This is a genomic window from Streptomyces daliensis (genome assembly GCF_054782395.1).
Genome location: NZ_BAAGSO010000088.1, coordinates 293,671 through 309,523, shown reverse-complemented (window position 1 = coordinate 309,523; position 15,853 = coordinate 293,671). Strand labels below are relative to the sequence as shown.

The 15,853-nt window shown below is 72.5% G+C and carries 14 protein-coding genes; 11 read left to right on the top strand and 3 right to left on the bottom strand.

All coding sequences use genetic code 11. The features are described 5' to 3' along the window. The first annotated feature begins 80 nt into the window (after nucleotides 1-80). The 3 genes from ACYVOO_RS20840 to ACYVOO_RS20830 all read left to right on the top strand — a co-directional run bounded on the left by ACYVOO_RS20840 (nucleotide 81) and on the right by ACYVOO_RS20830 (nucleotide 1,878). A complete protein-coding gene (locus tag ACYVOO_RS20840; protein ID WP_461017163.1) occupies nucleotides 81-506 on the top strand; it encodes a VOC family protein in 426 nt (141 codons plus the stop codon). Between the two features lie 113 nt (nucleotides 507-619). Beyond that, nucleotides 620-754, top strand: a complete 135-nt coding sequence (locus ACYVOO_RS20835; protein WP_461017162.1) for a hypothetical protein — start codon at nucleotides 620-622, stop codon at nucleotides 752-754. Continuing rightward, complete coding sequence (locus tag ACYVOO_RS20830; protein ID WP_461017161.1) at nucleotides 751-1,878, top strand: winged helix DNA-binding domain-containing protein; 1,128 nt, start codon at nucleotides 751-753, stop codon at nucleotides 1,876-1,878. The genes ACYVOO_RS20835 and ACYVOO_RS20830 overlap by 4 nt, the downstream gene beginning before the upstream one ends. Here ACYVOO_RS20830 and ACYVOO_RS20825 read toward each other — a convergent pair. Beyond that, nucleotides 1,845-2,873 carry a LysR family transcriptional regulator gene (locus tag ACYVOO_RS20825; RefSeq protein WP_461017160.1) on the bottom strand — a complete coding sequence of 343 codons (1,029 nt, stop codon included), beginning with the start codon at nucleotides 2,871-2,873 and terminating at the stop codon, nucleotides 1,845-1,847. The genes ACYVOO_RS20830 and ACYVOO_RS20825 overlap by 34 nt on opposite strands. A gap of 83 nt (nucleotides 2,874-2,956) precedes the next feature. Here ACYVOO_RS20825 and ACYVOO_RS20820 point away from each other — a divergent pair, with 83 nt between their 5' ends. The 6 genes from ACYVOO_RS20820 to ACYVOO_RS20795 all read left to right on the top strand — a co-directional run bounded on the left by ACYVOO_RS20820 (nucleotide 2,957) and on the right by ACYVOO_RS20795 (nucleotide 9,171). After that, nucleotides 2,957-4,240 carry an MFS transporter gene (locus ACYVOO_RS20820; protein ID WP_461017159.1) on the top strand — a complete coding sequence of 428 codons (1,284 nt, stop codon included), beginning with the start codon at nucleotides 2,957-2,959 and terminating at the stop codon, nucleotides 4,238-4,240. 76 nt (nucleotides 4,241-4,316) lie between these two features. Continuing rightward, entirely contained in the window at nucleotides 4,317-4,970 is a 654-nt protein-coding gene (locus tag ACYVOO_RS20815) for an ArsR/SmtB family transcription factor (RefSeq protein ID WP_461017158.1), read from the top strand. Continuing rightward, nucleotides 4,967-5,185, top strand: a complete 219-nt coding sequence (locus ACYVOO_RS20810) for a hypothetical protein (protein WP_461017157.1) — start codon at nucleotides 4,967-4,969, stop codon at nucleotides 5,183-5,185. Before ACYVOO_RS20815 ends, ACYVOO_RS20810 begins: the two co-directional genes overlap by 4 nt. A 208-nt stretch (nucleotides 5,186-5,393) precedes the next feature. Then, nucleotides 5,394-7,982: a sensor histidine kinase gene (locus ACYVOO_RS20805; RefSeq protein ID WP_461017156.1), complete on the top strand. Its 2,589-nt coding sequence runs from the start codon at nucleotides 5,394-5,396 to the stop codon at nucleotides 7,980-7,982. Further along, nucleotides 7,979-8,662: a response regulator gene (locus ACYVOO_RS20800; RefSeq protein ID WP_461017155.1), complete on the top strand. Its 684-nt coding sequence runs from the start codon at nucleotides 7,979-7,981 to the stop codon at nucleotides 8,660-8,662. Before ACYVOO_RS20805 ends, ACYVOO_RS20800 begins: the two co-directional genes overlap by 4 nt. Nucleotides 8,663-8,757: 95 nt before the next feature. Further along, entirely contained in the window at nucleotides 8,758-9,171 is a 414-nt protein-coding gene (locus ACYVOO_RS20795) for an SCO4225 family membrane protein (RefSeq protein ID WP_461017154.1), read from the top strand. 17 nt (nucleotides 9,172-9,188) lie between these two features. Here the strand turns inward: ACYVOO_RS20795 and ACYVOO_RS20790 are convergent, their stop codons facing one another. After that, the gene (locus ACYVOO_RS20790) at nucleotides 9,189-10,172 is read right to left on the bottom strand and encodes an esterase/lipase family protein (protein ID WP_461017153.1); all 984 of its coding nucleotides are present in this window, start codon (nucleotides 10,170-10,172) and stop codon (nucleotides 9,189-9,191) included. A gap of 712 nt (nucleotides 10,173-10,884) precedes the next feature. Here ACYVOO_RS20790 and ACYVOO_RS20785 point away from each other — a divergent pair. After that, a complete protein-coding gene (locus tag ACYVOO_RS20785; RefSeq protein ID WP_461017291.1) occupies nucleotides 10,885-12,159 on the top strand; it encodes an extracellular catalytic domain type 1 short-chain-length polyhydroxyalkanoate depolymerase in 1,275 nt (424 codons plus the stop codon). A 148-nt stretch (nucleotides 12,160-12,307) separates the two neighbouring features. Further along, the gene (locus tag ACYVOO_RS20780) at nucleotides 12,308-13,348 is read left to right on the top strand and encodes an alpha/beta hydrolase (protein WP_461017152.1); all 1,041 of its coding nucleotides are present in this window, start codon (nucleotides 12,308-12,310) and stop codon (nucleotides 13,346-13,348) included. Between the two features lie 905 nt (nucleotides 13,349-14,253). Here ACYVOO_RS20780 and ACYVOO_RS20775 read toward each other — a convergent pair. Then, nucleotides 14,254-15,693, bottom strand: coding sequence for a GntP family permease (locus ACYVOO_RS20775; RefSeq protein ID WP_461017151.1), 1,440 nt, complete (start codon nucleotides 15,691-15,693; stop codon nucleotides 14,254-14,256). Nucleotides 15,694-15,853: the final 160 nt, after the last annotated feature.

Genomic DNA, 15,853 nt, shown 5'->3' with positions numbered 1-15,853 from the left:
CACTCCCACTGGACGCACGCACCTCACCGGACGCGTCCGGCCGCGCCCTGGCAAGCCGGATCAAGAGACAAGGAACCGTCATGTCCGTCAACACTGTGACCCACCTGAACTTCCGGGGCGACGCCCGCGCGGCGCTCGACTTCTACCGGTCCGTCTTCGGCGGAGAGGTGGCCGTGGTCACGTACAAGGACGCCGGAATCGTCCAGGAACCGTCCGAGGCGGACCAGGTGATGTGGGGCCAGGTGGCCTCCGGCAACGGCTTTCGTGTGATGGCCTACGACGTGCCCTCGCGCATGCCGTGGGACCGGGGCGAGAACGCGTTCTTCGTGTCGGTGCGCGGTGAGTCGGCCGACGAGATCACCACGTTCTGGGAGAGGCTCGCCGAGGGCGCGACCGTCGTCCAGCCCCTGGCTCCCGCGCAGTGGGCGCCCCTGTACGGAATGCTCAAGGACCGGTTCAGCGTGACCTGGGTACTGGACGTCGTCAGCGAGTACAACGCGGGCTGACCGGCACCGCCCGGGGGCGGGCTCCCCGTGCCGCGCCCCCGGGCACACCACCCGACCCACCACGCGGACACGCAGACACCCAGACCACGCAGACACCTGGACAAGGACCCACAGTGAAGACGCGCGAGCTGGTGTTCGGCCAGGCGGGCAACACCGGCCTCGGACCGATCGACGTGTCCTGCACCCCACCCGACCCGATCCACACCTCCCCGCGCCGACGCCCGGCCGAAGAACGGAGCGCCGCATGACCCCGACGAGCCGGACCACCCCGAGGACCGTCCTCGGCACCCGTGCCCTCAACCGCGCGACACTCGCCCGGCAGTTGCTGCTCGACCGCGCCCGCCTGCCGGTCCTCGACGCCGTGGCACACCTGGGCGGCATCCAGGCACAGGAGCCGCAGGAGCCCTTCGCCGGACTCTGGTCGCGGCTGGACGCGTTCACCCCGGCGGCGCTCTCGGACCTGCTGACGGAGCGGCACGTGGTGCGGACCCACCTCATGCGCCGCACGGTCCATCTCGTCACCGCCGACGACGCCGTGGCCTGGCGGTCCCGCCACACGGCCATGCTGCGTCAGCGGGTGCTGGGCACCTACCGCCGCGAGCTGGACGGTGTGGACCTGAACGAGCTGGCGGCGGCGGGCCTGGCCGTGATGTCCGACGACGAGCCCCGCTCCATGTCCGAGCTGGCGCGGGCGGTCGCCGCGCGCTGGCCCGCTGCCGGGGCGCGGCCACTGGGCGAGATGCTGGTCGCCGCGCTCCTGCCGACGGTGCAGATGCCGCCGCGCGGGGTGTGGCGTACGAGGGCGGGGGTGCGCAACGTGCTGCTCTCCTCGTGGCTGGGCCGCGAGATCGACCCGCCGTCCGACGACCCCTCCGATCCGGTGGGCCAGGCACTGGTGCGACGCTATCTGGCCACGTTCGGCCCGGCCGCCTCGGCCGACCTGCGCGCCTGGTGCGGCCTCGCCGGGCTGCCCGCCGCGGTGGCAGCGCTGCGCGACGAGCTGGTCGTCTTCCGCGACGAGCGGGGCCGGGAACTGCTGGACCTGCCCGACGCACCACGCCCCGACCCCGGCACACCCGCGCCGGTCCGCTTCCTCCCCGCCTTCGACAACGCGATCCTCGGCTACCACGACCGCGGCCGGATCATCGACGACGCGCACCGTGGTCTGTCGGTGGCCGGTGCGCGTGTGGTGCTGGTCGACGGGCGCGTCGCCGCGACGTGGGACGTCGAGGACGGCACGGTGGCCGTCACCCCGCTGCGTGCCTTCTCGCGGGGCGAGCGTGACGACGTCGGCGAGGAGGCGCTGGCGCTGGCGGCGTTCCTCTCCGACGGGGAGAGTCAGCGTGTGCGGGTCGCGGGGGCGCCCGGCTGAGGAGTCCCGTCGAGGGGCAGGCCAGGCAGACCAGGCAGACCTGCGGCTGCGGACACCCTCCGGTCCGACGGCGTTGCCCAGGCCGGAAGCCAGACCGTCCCGGGAGAGGGTGTCAGGCTTGCGAGGTGGCGGATGACGGCCCGCAGCCCCGGGTGCGGGTGTGTGCCGGGGAACATGAGGGAGAGGGGGTAGGCGAGCGTCGGGTTCACGATCGGGACGCGGCGCAGGCCGCTGCCCGTCGGCCAGGTGTAGCGGTCGCGCGCACCGACGAGGGTGGCCACGTCGGCGGAGTCCGCGAGCGATTCGAGCAGCACCTCGTCGCCGAAGTGCGGGCCTGCCGCGTCGATGCGGAGGTCGAAGTCGGTGGCGAGCTGATCGTAGAACTCCGCCCATTCGCTCCGGGGCGCGATGCCCGGCACCCAGATGCGGAGCCCGCGCAGCTCGGGTGGTGTGAGTGTGTGCGCCGAGGCGAGCGGATGCCCGGGGCCGACGAGGAGTTCCAGCGGGGAGTCGAAGGCGTGGATCATCCGCACGTCGGGCGGCAGTGTGGCCGGATCGGTGACGGTGCGGAACGAGGCGTCGATGTCGCCCGCCTGGACGGCGGCTGCCACCACGTGCGGGTCGTCGACTCTGAGCGTCACCACGTCGAGGCCGGTTCCGGGGTGTGCCCGCCAGTAGTCGTGCAGGACGACGGCCTGTGCGCTGCGCAGGCCGAGAACGTCGATCCGCAGGGCGCGTGAGCCCGGCCCGACCGCGGCGACTGCGCGGTCCGCACTCGCGACGATGCTCCGTGCGTGCGGGAGGAACGCCTTCCCGTCAGGGGTCAGTTCGACGCCTCGCGCTGTCCGTGTGAACAGGCGGGCCTCCAGCCGTCGCTCCAGGGCCGCGATCCGCTTCGAGACCGCCTGCTGTGTCACGCCCAGCTCGTCGGCCGCGTGCCGCAACTGTCCGGACTCGGCCGCCCTGACGAACGAACGCACTGCCTCGGTGTCCATGGGTCCAGCCTATGTACGTCCAACTGATGGTTGTGGCTCGTCGGCAGGTGGTTGTTTGCGCCTGCTCCGGTGCGGCCGGTGTGATGCGGGGGCTCACACACCGGTGGTCGCTGAGGAGACATGTGCGCGTGAAGTTGGGGTCCGATTTCGGCTGGCTGTGGTCGTCCTACGCCGTCAGCACGTACGGCACATGGGCGGCCTTCGGTGCGTTCCCACTGATCGCGGTGCGAGTGCTGCACTCTCCCGTGTTCGCGGTGTCGCTGCTGGAGGCGGCCGGGCTCGCCGTCGCGGCGGTGGCCGCGTTCCCGCTGGGGCCGTGGGTGGAGCACAGGGCCAAGCGTCCGGTGATGATCGCCATGGATCTGGCCCGGTGCCTCGCGATGGTGAGTGTGCCGGTCGCGTACGCCCTCGGCTTGCTGTCGTACGTCCAGCTCCTGGTCGTCTCGGTCGTCTCCGGGACCGCGAGCATCGCCTTCGGCGCCGCGTCCGGCGCGTATCTGAAACACCTCGTCCGAGGCGATCGCCTCCTTGTCGCGAACGGGAGGTTCGAGGGCACGCACTGGGTGGCGACGGCGGCCGGCCCGCCTCTCGGCGGGGCACTCATCGGGCTGCTCGGCCCGGTCGTCACCGTCATGGCCGACGCCCTCAGCTATCTGCTGTCCGCGCTCGGCGTCCTCCGCATCCGCGGAGGCGACGTCGCGGCACCCCGCGACCCGGCCGCCGGGACGCGCGGAGCGCGGCTGCTCACCGGCTGGCGCCGCATCCTCCACGACCCCGCACTGCGCGGCCTCTTCCTCAACTCGATCCTCGTCAGCGGCCTGATCATGGCCACCGTGCCGCTCCTGGCCCTCCTCCTGCTGGGCGAGTACCACTACCCGGCCTGGCAGTACGGCCTCGCCTTCGGCATCCCGGCACTCGGCGGCTTCGCGGGCGCCCGCCTCTCCGCGCGCCTCGTGCGGCGCTACGGGCGGTACCGGGTGATGTCGGTCTCCGGATGGCTGCGGTCGCTCTTCCCGCTCGGTCTCGCGTTCATCGGGCCCGGTGTGCCCGGGCTCCTCACCGTGATCGTCGTCGAGGCCCTGCTGATCACATGCATGGGCGTCTTCAACCCGGTCTACGCCACGGAACGCCTGCGCCGGACTCCCGCGCGGCACGCAGCCCAGGTCCTCAGCACATGGAGCGTGAGCAGCAAGCTCGTACAGGCCGCCATGATGGTGGCCTGGGGCGTCCTCGCCACCCTCACCGGCCCCCTCACGGCGATCACCCTCTCCGGCCTCCTCCTGCTGGCCACCCCGCTCCTGCTGCCCCGACGGGCACACCTGTCCGGCCCTGAACCGTCGTTTCGCGGTGGCGGGGCGATGAGATGAGCGCAGGCGAGAGGGTGCACACGGCTTTCGCAAAACTCCTATGCAAAGGTTCTTTGCATCCCTAGAGTGTTTCAGCATGGTCAGCTATGAACGCCCGGTCCACCGGCTCGACGCCCGTTCGCTGCGCGCGGTCGCGCATCCCCTGCGGATGCGATTGCTGGGGTCCTTGCGGGAGTACGGGCCCGCGACCGCCTCTCAACTGGCCGCCCGGCTGGGCGAGTCGAGCGGGGCCACCAGTTACCACCTGCGGCAGCTCGCCGAGTACGGCTTCGTCCGAGACGATCCCGAACGCGGCACCGGCCGGGAACGGTGGTGGAAGTCGGCACACGAGGGAACCCGGATCGACAGCGTCAACGAGTTCTTCGATCACACCGACCCCGAGGTACGGGGTGCGCTGCACCTGTTCCTCCAGGAGATGGCAGCGCACCACGCGCTGGAACTCGCCTCCTTCCTCGGCACCTTCCAGGAGTGGCCGACGCCGTGGCGCGAAGTCTCCGACGTCAGCGACTTCCAGCTCAGCCTGACGCCCCGGCAGGTACGGGAGCTGACCAGTCGGCTCCATGAGGTCGTCGAAAGCTACCGGGACAGCGGCGTGGAGGCTGCGCGGAACGAGCACGACGAGCACGACGAGCACGGCGAGCGCGACGGGCAAGCGGAGCACGACGAGCAGGCCGAAACCGTCCGCATCCACCTGCATGCCTTCCCCCGGCCACCCGAGGTGACGGCATGACCCACGACCCCGAGGCGTACTTGCTCCTCAGCCACGTGCGGTCTTGCGAGCTGCGCACGGCGGCCGACGCACACGCCCTCGCACGCCGCGCGGCTGCTTCCCCGCGGCCGTGGCGGCGCTGGTCATGGCTGCGCGACCGTGCCGGATGGCTCCTGATCCAGATGGGGCTCCGGCTGGTCCACCCGCCCACGGTGGTGAGGACGGCGCGGTGGTGAGAACGGCACGGTGGTGAAACCGGCGCCGCGCGGCCGCTGATCCACGCGGTGCCCGCCCACCGCCCCGAACCCGGCGCACGCGCGCGAGGCGTTCACGCTCCATCCCGGGACGGGGTGCGAGCGGCCCGTCTCTATCCCTGGGTGGAGTCGGCTGTCCGCCTGTGGCCGGAGGCCCGCGAGGACCCTGCTCGCTAGCCTTGAACACATCATGGAACGAACCGACGACCGGCTGCTGCCGGTCCTGCTGCTGGCTGCCCAAGCCCTGGTGTGGCCAGGTGCCGCGCTGCTGCTCGGCGCCACACCGGCGACCGCCGATCTCCTCGCGGCGATCCTGGTCGACACTCTGGTGACGGCCGCGCTGTGCGCGCGGCGCACCAGGCCCGTGCCCGTCCTGGTCCTCGTCGTCGCCGCCTGCGCCGTCGGCGCTGGCCCGCTGCCCGCCGGCGCAATGGCGGTGCTGGGCACCGCGGGTGTCGCCCTCGCGCTCCTCACGGTGGCGATGGAGCGCGACACCACCACCGCTGTGCTGTGCGTGGCCACCCTCGCCGTCTGGCAGGTCATATACAACATCAGCCTGCACGGGCTCGGCGAGCGCCAGGGCCTGGACCTCGTCCTGACGGCCCTGCTCTACGCCGCCGCCTGCGGCACCGGTCTGCAACTGGGGCGGCTGCGCACCGCGCGCAGGACCGCCGAGCAGCAGCGGCACCGGGCCCAGGCCGAGCGGCACCGTCTCCCCGCGGCCGAGCGCCGTCGTATGGAGCGCGAGTTGCATGACGTCAGCGCGCACCACCTGACGGCCGTCGTCGTCACGACGGAGGCGGCGCTCGGGCTCGGCGAGCGGCGTCCGGAACTGGTGGGTGAGGCGCTGCGGTTCGCCGCCGACACGGGCCGGACGGTGACCCGGGCCCTCGGTGCGGTGCGGGCTCCGACGGCCCGGGTGGAGGACGTCCAGGAGCCGGAGGAACGGATGCGGGCCCTGGTGGACGGGTTCCGTTCCCTGGGACAGCCCGTCACCTGCGACATCGAGGCACTGCCGGAGGGGTCCGTCGGCGACGCCGCGTACGGGATCGTCCGCGAGGCCCTGACGAACGCCGTGCGCCACGCCTTCGGCGCCCCGACGACTGTGCGGTGCTCCTACGGCGAGGCGAGCACGGAGATCGTGGTCACGAACGCGGCCCCCCAGACTCCCGAGGGCGGCACCCCGCACGGTGCGGGTCTCGGCGGCGGACGCGGGCAGACGATGCTGCGCGGCCGGGCGCGGGAGGCGGGCGGCACGCTGACGAGCGGGCCGACGCCCGACGGAGGGTGGGAGGTGCGCGCGGTGCTGCCGGGGCGGGCCGCGGTGCCGCCCCCGGCGTCCGTCCCACGGTCCTTCCGTGTCGCACAGTTCGCCGCCGCCTTCGGTCTGTGTGTGCAGCCTCTGGTGCCTCTGGCCGTCATCCGGGGCGAGGAGGCGTCGAGCGGCCCCGGTGTCTCGGCCGGTGTGCTGTTCGCGCTGCTGGCCGGGGCGCAGGCGGTGGCGCTGCTGTGGCTGCGCCGCGCGCCACGCACCGCGTCGGGCGCGCTGCTCGTCCTGGCCGCGCTGTGGCCCGTCGCGATGGCCGAGGGCGGGTACGCGGGGCCGGTGTCCCTCCCCCTGGCCTTGAGCGGGCTCGCCACCTGCACGATGCTCGCCGTACACGCGGCACGCGGGGCGTCGAACGGCCACGCCGCCGAGCGCGGTGATGACGCGGCGAAAGGGGCGGCTGCGAAGCGCGCGGTGCCGAACCGGGAGGTGCTGAACCGGGACTCTGGCGAGCAGTCCCCCCGGAACACCTCCGCCAAGGGCCGTACGACGCGCACGTACGCGCACACGGTCCGCCGGTTCGCCGGAGGGCGGCCGTGGGTGTTGCCGGCGGCGGCCGTCGCGGTGCACACCGTCGCCGCTGCCTTCGTGGTTCTCGCCCGGGACGGTGGCGGCGTGTCCGCCGGGACGGTGGCCGCGAGCGCCGGCGCGGTGTCGGCCGCCGCGGCGGGCGTGGCCTGCGCTGTGGGTGCACGGTACGGGCAGCGGGAACGGAGTGAGCGGGGCGCGCACGAGGACCGTCTCACCGCGTGGACGCGGGAAGCGGTCCGCGAGGCATGGGCCGAACGCCGCCGCATCACGGCCGGGCTGGAGACCACCGTGCTGTCACGTACGGCCGAGGTGATCGAGGAGGCGGAGGCGGGACGGTTGCCGCAGGCCGCGCAGCGGGCGCGCGACGCGCTGGCCGCCATGCGCACACTGCTCGACGCGGTACGCGACGGGCAGGAGCACGGCGAGCTGCGGCCGCAGCCCACGCTCCAGGCGCTGGACCTGCTCGCCCACCAGTGCCGGGCGACCGGCCGCGAGGTCGAGGTCCATGTCTCCGGCCGGGTGCCGGAGCAGCTGCCGGCCGAGGTGGATCTCGCGGCCTATCGCGCCGCCGAGACGATACTGACGGCGGGCGAGCCGGTGGGGGCAGAGGGCCGCCCTACGCCCACCGCGCTCGCGCTCGACGTCGCCGACGACGCCCTGCTTCTCACCGCGACCGGCGCACACCGCGCCACCCGGCCCGCGGTGCGCGAACGCCTGGCCACGCGCGCCGCCGCGCTCGGTGGCATCCTGACCAGCGACCCCGAGGCGGGCACGGTCCTGCTGCGCCTGCCCCTGGGCCCGCCACATGCCGCCCCCGCCACTGGCGGGAGCCCCGCACCCGCGCCCGGCGAGAGCCCCACTCCCGCTCCGGAGCACACGAACCGCACCCCGGACGGGGCGCACGAGGAGGAACCCCGATGACGCTCACGGTGATGGTCGTCGACGACCAGATCGTCGTACGCGCGGGCTTCGCCGCCGTCATCGACGCCGAGCCGGACATGAGCGTCGTGGGCGAGGCGGGCGACGGCGCCACCGCGGTGCGCCTCGCCGCCCAACTCGCGCCCGACGTCGTGGTGATGGATGTGCGGATGCCGGAACTTGACGGCATCGCCGCCACCCGGATCCTGACCAGCGGGGAGAACGCCCCTCGCGTCCTGGTGCTGACCACGTTCGATCTCGACTCCTATGTCTTCAACGCACTGCGCGCCGGTGCCTCCGGCTTCCTCCTCAAGGACGTGCGGGCCGGTGAACTCCTGGACGGCATCCGGACCGTGGCCGCGGGGGACAGTGTTCTCGCACCCTCCGCGACCCGCAGGCTCATCGGCCACTTCGCCGACAGCCAGCCGGACCGGCCCTCGGCCGACAGGGACGCGGGCGTCCTGGACCGGCTGACGGCGCGGGAGCGCTTCGTGCTCACCCTGATCGCTTCCGGCCTCAACAACGCGGAGATATCGGAGGAGTTGAACATCACCGTCGGCACCGTCAAGTCCCATGTGAACGCGCTGCTGCGCAAGCTGGGGCTGCGTGACCGGGTCCAGGCCACGATTCTCGCCTACGACCTGGGGCTGGCCCGACCGAATCCGCCCGGCACCCACCTCTGACGGCCTTCCTGCCCGACCGCCCACGCACTGATCCGTAGCACAACGCATCGGCCGTCGGCCCGTACACACCGCCCGGTACCGAGCGGACACCAGCCATGACCAGCACCATCACGATCAACACCACCACGACCAGCACCACCGCACACGAGGAGCACACCACCATGAGCAGCGCCAACCCGTCCCGTTCCGCCGTGCGTGTCGTCCGTGACGCGCTGAGCACCGTCCTCGCCCGCGTCTATCTCGTCGCCTGCCTCGCCCTCCTCCTCTGGGCCCTCGTGATGGGGAACATCGATTCGCCGGACGCCTCCCTGGCCGGGGTCTGGCCGGTGTTCGCCACCGCGCCGGTCAGCCTCGTCCTGCTGGTGCTGCCGGATCACGCCTCGATGCTGTTCGTCGCCGTCGGTCTCGGCGCCCTGGTCAACGCCGTCTTCATAGGCTGGTGCGTCCGTGCCCTGAGCGGCCGTCGCGACGGCACGACGTCGGCCGGGCAGCCCGGCACCCGCCGCTGACCCCACAGGCTGCGCCGTCAACTCACGATCGGGGGAACGTAAGTGCAGCGTGGCGTGGGGGCGTGGGCGGGGTCGAGGGCCTTGTGCACGTGGTCGAGCGCGACCGGGTCGTAGGGAATTCCGAGGTGCTCGGTGTGGTCCTCGGGGCACTCGTCCTGGAGGGTGATGTTGCGTACCGTCGCGCCCGGTCCGGGCTTCAGGTACTGGTTCTGGTAGGGGGTGGCGATTTCGTCGTACCGGGAGACGACGGTGGTGTAGGCGATGCCCGGCATGGTGTCGCCGCCCCTGTCCAGGCGGCGGTTGACCGCAGAGCCGATGGCCTGGTCCGGCACGGCCTGGCCGAGAGTGGCCCCCACCGCGCCCAACAGGCCGAGCTGCTCGGCAAGGGTCATGAGCCCGCTCGCCGTGCTGCCATGGTTGCTCGGAGCGATGCCGATCAGGCGGTGCACCTTGTTCTTCCACGGCGCGGCCCGGTCGGCTCCGCCCTCGTACTTCAGGTACCAACGGGGCAGCACGCCGCCGCCCTGGGACCATCCGACGACGTCGACCTGGCGAGCGCCGGTGGCCGCGCGCACCTTGTCGACATAGGCGGCGACTTCCTTGGCGGAACGCGGGATGGCCGCCGTGGCCTTGAACACCGAGCCCCGACGGGCACCGAAGTTGAGCGCGAAGACGCAGAAGCCCGCCCTCTTCAATTTGGGAGACAGCTCGTTCCAGGAATTGAAGGCGTTGGTGAAGGTGCCGTGGAGGAGCACCACGGGGCGCGGATGGGCGGCGGTGGGGCGGCATCCCCAGTCGTTGGCGCCGGGAGGCGAGGCGTCGGGGCGGCTCAGCGAGGCGATGAGGGCTACGGGGAAGGTGTCGATGCCACGAGGTACGGGGGCCGGGGCCGGGCCGCTGCCCGGCCGTGTCCCGGCAGCAACGGCACCGGCCGTGGGGAAAGTGAGGGTGAGAGCGATACCGGCGGCGAGGACACCCAGTCGGCGGGTACGGCGGTGCACGGTGATTCCTCCTGGCGGAAAAGGACTCCGGGAGGCTCACAATCACCTTCTTATTCTTTGAAATGGCAGGAGGAACACTCCAAGTCACTGGAACAGCGGGATAAGTATCGTTATTGCGCCGTGCGACGCGTCAAAGGGCCACGTGGCCTCGGCCGCCGGAGGCATGTGGTCCGGGGGTGGTGCGCGGGGATTGACGGGTGTTCAGGCTGCGCCGATAGTTTGTGGGAGCGGTCCCACAGGCCGCTGGCAATACGGCGGCCTTCCCGGAGACGCCCCCCCCCGACGCCCTGCCTCGGCCGTTCAGCCGGGGAGCGAGGAGGAGCACCGCCCCCGGGAGCACCGCTCGTCGCGGGACGGGCCGCCGCCGGGCCCTGAGCGCTGCCGCCCACCTGGTACGGGCGGACCCGCCCTGCCCCGACAGCGCCAGGACACGGAGGGACGCGCGCCCCATGGCCGTCGCATCAGAGCCGATGCCACGGCAGGCACAGCAGTCATTCCCTCATACCCGCAGCCGGGAAGGGTCATGGACGTGGCCAACAGACGCACGAACACCGTCAGCCGTGTGAACAACGTCAGAGGCACGAGCGGCGCGAGCGGCGGGAACGCCGCCGGAGCCGGAGGTGCCACCAGGACCGGGCACCTGCCCGGGGCCAGGCACGTGCCCGGGCCCGGGCGCCGGGGCGTGGCCCGGCGCACCGGCGCCGCCCGCAGGATGATCGGCACCCTCGTCGCGGCCCTTCTGCCCATGCTCGCGGGAATGCTGATCAGCGCCCCCGCCGCCTCCGCCGCCCCAGCCACCCCTACCGCCACCCTCACCGAGGTCACCAGCTTCGGCAGCAACCCCAGCAACCTCCGGATGCACCTCTACGTGCCGGACAGCGTCACCGAACGGCCCGCGGTGCTGGTGGCCCAGCACTGGTGCACCGGCACCGGACCGGTCTTCTACGCCAACACCGAGTTCGCCTCGCTGGCCGACCAGTACGGCTTCATCGTCATCTATCCGTCCGCCACCCGCAGCGGCCAGTGCTTCGACGTGTCCTCCCCCGAGGCGCTGCGCCGTGGCGGCGGCAGCGACCCGGTGGGCATCCGCTCGATGGTCGACTACGTGACCCGCGCCTACGACGCCGACACGGAACGCGTCTTCGTCACCGGTGTCTCCTCCGGCGCGATGATGACCAACGTCATGCTGGGCAACTACCCCGACGTGTTCGCGGCGGGTGCGGCGTTCAGCGGCGTGCCGTTCGGCTGCTTCGCCACCACCGACGGCTCCGGCTGGAACAGCGCCTGCGCCAACGGCACGATCACGCACACCCCGCAGGAGTGGGGCAACCTGGTCCGCGGCTCGTATCCGGGCTATACGGGTCCCCGCCCGCGGATGCAGATTTGGCACGGCACGGCGGACGACACACTCCGCTACCCGAACTTCCAGGAACAGATCAAGCAGTGGACCGACGTCCACGGCGTCAGCCAGACCCCGGCCATGACCGACACGCCCCAGCCCAACTGGACACGCACCCGCTACGGCGGCACCGGTGACCAGACTCCTGTGGAGGCCATCAGCCTGCAGGGCGTCGGCCACAACCTGATCGCCAGCGGCATGGCGGCCCGCGCGATCCACTTCTTCGGCCTCGACGAGGACGGCCCCGGGCCCGGCCCGGATCCCGAGCCCGGCGACTGCAAGGTCGCCGTCACCACCAACACATGGAACAGCGGCCTGACCGCCTCGGTCACGGTCACCAACACCGGTACAGCGCCCGTCAACGGCTGGTCACTGGGCCTCACTCTCCCCGGCGGCCAGAAGATCACCTCCGGCTGGAACGCCACGTTCAGCCCGAGCGGCGGTCGAGTCACCGCGACCAACGCCGCGTACAACGCCGCCATCGCGCCCGGCGCCAGCGTGAACATCGGCTATCAGGCGACCCACACGGGCGACTCGGGGCCGCCCACCGCCTTCGCCCTCAACGGCTCGTCCTGCACGACGGCCTGACGGCGCGCGCCGCCAGACCCCGGCCGGCCACCCGGCCCCGACCCCGGCCGCGGTCCCGTCCCGAGGGACGGGACCGCGGCCCTTCCCCCGCGCCGCCTCCTCCCACCTCTCACGCGGTCACCGCCCGCGCCGTCCGTCTGGAGACACCATGCGCCGTGCCACACGCCGTACCGTCCTGACCGGAGCCGCCGCCACCGCGGCCGGTTCCCTCCTCCCGACGCCCACCGCCCAGGCCGGGACCAGGCGAGAGGGTGCCGCAGCCACAGTCCCCCCGTCCGCGCGGGAACGCGCCCGCGTCGTCGCCGAGGAACGACGGGACGCGCGCACCCTGGACGTCACCATCGCCTCGCCCGCACTGGCCGGGAACACGACGGTCCGGCTGCTCCTGCCGCCGGGCTGGCGACCGGGCACACGGCAGACCTGGCCGGTGCTGTATCTGCTGCACGGGGCCTGGGACGGCTACGACTCATGGACCCGGGAGACGGACGTCGCGGACTTCACCCGGAACACCGGAGTGCTCGTGGCCATGCCGGACGGCGGCCGCGCGGGCTTCTACAGCGACTGGTGGAACGGCGGAACCGGCGGCGCACCACGCTGGGAGACGTTCCACCTCGCTGAACTGCGCCGGATTCTGGAACGGGACTACGGCGCCGCGCGGGCGCGCGTCATCGCGGGCCTGTCCATGGGCGGCTTCGGCGCCCTGTCGTACGCGGCCCGCCACCCGGGGATGTTCCGCGCGGCGGCCTCCTACAGCGGGGTGCTGCACCCTCCGTACACCGGACCGCACGAGCCCAGCGCCTACGACGGCCCGGCGTTCCTCCGCATGATCCTGGAGGACAACGGCCTCGACCCGCTGGCGCTGTGGGGCGATCCGAAGGCCCAGGCCGACGTGTGGGCGGCGCACTCCCCCGTGAACCTCGCTGCGCGGCTGACCCGGACCCCGGTCTACGTCTCCAGCGGCGACGGCACCCCGGGCCCGCTGGACCCGGCGGGCAACCCGCCCGACCTCGACGTCGAGCCGCTGTGCGAGATCATGAGCGCAGCGCTGGTGCGGAGGCTGCGCGGTCTCGGCGGCGATGTCACCGCGCACTTCTACGGGGCGGGCAGCCACCTCTGGGGCTACTGGGAACGGGAGTTGCACGCGTCCTTCCCGATGCTGATGGACGCGGTGGGAGTCCGGTGCCGGTGACGGCGGCGGCGGCGCGCCCACGGTGGACGGCCACATCGCCGGCACGTTCGCGCTCAACGGTGCACGGCGGTGACGTCGACGTGGGCCGGTGCGTACCGGCAGGGCTCCGTAGTGGACTTCGGATGCGCGTAGGCGTGAGCCGCGCGCAGAGGTCAGCCACGTACAGCCGCTCGGCGCACCGTGTCACGGCGGGCCCCCTCCATCTGCAACCGGAGCCCCACCAGGGCGAGATGGAGCAGGGGCCTGCCCTCGGGGCGGCACTCCGGCGATGGCGGCGCCCCGTGGGGTGCGCCAGCGCGCGGGGCGCGGCGCCCGGCTGCCCGGGGTCGAGGTGGTCGTCGTACAGGAAGAGCCACAGCACCGCCTCGCCCGTCGGCTCCAGCAGCGGAGGGGCGGCCGTGGGAAACATGCGGGCGACAAGCCGCGCGTACCGTCCCGCGCGCCATTCGGCCAGCGCGTCCTCCGGCACGCCGCCCCACCGCACGGCCCACCGTTCCAGGTGTTGCGTCAGCCTGTCGGAGTGCTCGTTGACCCGGGAGGGGGGAAGGGGAGGTTCCGCCTCGGAACGGCGCATCGGGGCGTGGTGGCGGGGTCCGTGGTCACCATGCGACTCCCTCCTGGGAAGCGGGTCGGTTCCCGCCCGCGCGGCGTGTGAAGGGGGCGGCGTACGCAGGCACTCCGGCCCACGGTGCGGGGACCTGTTCGTCGGTCTCACCGCCGTCGGGGACGGGAAACGGGCGGACGTGCCGCGGGGGTGATGGAGTGGAGGGACTCGTCGGCGGCAGGAGGCCGCGGCCGTTGGCCCGCTCTGCGAGCGGGTGAGCGTGTGGTCAGCCGAATCGGCCGCCAGACCGCGATCACGATGCGTCTGGCGGCCGGGCCGTGCGGCCGGAGCGGGCGGAGCGTCAGACGAACAGCGAGAGCAGCAGGGCCATCAGCAGGCCGCAGACGCTGACCAGGGTCTGGATCGCCGTGTGTGACTTGGTGGCCTGGCCGAGGGTCATGCCGAAGGACTCCTTGACCAGCCAGAAACCGGCGTGGTTCACGTAGTTGAGGCCGATCGAACCGGCACCGATGGCGACGACCAGCAGGGAGTTCTCGACACCCCCGCCGTGGTCCGCCATGGGGCCGAGTATGCCGGTCGCCGCGACGATGCCGACGGTCGCCGAGCCGGTGGAGAAGGACAGCACCAGGGCGATCAGCCAGCCGAGCAGCAGCAGGTTGAGGTGCGCGCCGCTGGCGGCCGACTCGATGGCCTTGCCGATCCCGGAGTCCTCCAGGACCTGGTTGAACGCGCCGCCGCCCGCGATGATCAGCAGGATTCCGGCCACGGACTTGATGCTGTCGGCCAGTGACTCCCGTACCTTCTCGGGCGGCTGTCCGCTGCGGTAGCCGAGGGCGAAGAGCGCGAACAGGAACCCGGCGAACATGGCGATCACCGGCTCACCGGTGAAGGTGAGTACGTGCCGTACCGGGCTGGACTCGTCCAGCGCCAGTTCCGCGACGGTGCGCAGCAGCATCAGCACCACCGGCACCAGCACCGCGGCCAGGGCCCAGCCGAGCGGGACCCCGCCGGGCCTCGGGGACGCGGAAGCGGTCGCACCGTGCGGCTCGGCGCTGTCCGCCTGCGTCTCCGTGGTCGTGTTTGTCGTGGCCGTACCGGTGAACTGTGCGACCAGTTCCCGGTCCGGATTGACGGCGAGCCGCGGCGCGATCCAGCGCCCGTACACCGGGCCGGAGAGGATGATGGTGGGCACCGCGCAGATCAGGCCGACCAGGATGGTGGTGCCGAGGTCGGCGTGCAGACCCTCGACTCCGATCAGCGGGCCCGGGTGCGGCGGCACCATGCCGTGCAGGGTGCACAGGGCCGCGATGGTCGGGGTGGCGAGGTAGACGTAGGGCGAGCCCTTGACCTGACCGCTGTCCTGGAGCCGCCGCGCGACGCTGAAGATCAGCGGCAGCAGCACGATCAGCCCGATCTCGAAGAACATCGGGATGCCGATGACGAACGCGGCCCCGGCCATGTACCACGGCAGCGACCGCACCCCGGCCCGGTCCACGATCACGCGCGCGATCCGTTCGGTGGCACCGGAGTTGGCCAGCAGCCGGCCCAGCATCGCGCCGAACGCCAGCGTGACGCCGACGTCGCCGAGAATGCCTCCGGCGCCCTTCTCCAGCGACTCGGCGATCTGCTCGGTGGACAGACCGGCCACCAGCGCCACACCGACCGACACCAGCATGAGCGCCACGAACGGGTGGAACCGCAGCCGCGAGTTGATCAGCAGCACCAGCACGCCGATCGCGACGGCGAGCGTGACCAGCAGCAGCCACGCGTGCCCCGTCACGACCGCCGCCCTGCGGCCACAGCGCCACGGACTGCGGTGCGCGAGGAGCGTCCGGGGAGGGCGGGGCGGCTGAGAGTGGTGGTACGGGCGGTGCCGTCGCGCCACGCTGCGCGCGGTATGAGCATGCGGACTCCTGATGAGGTTGCGGCTCGTGCTGCGA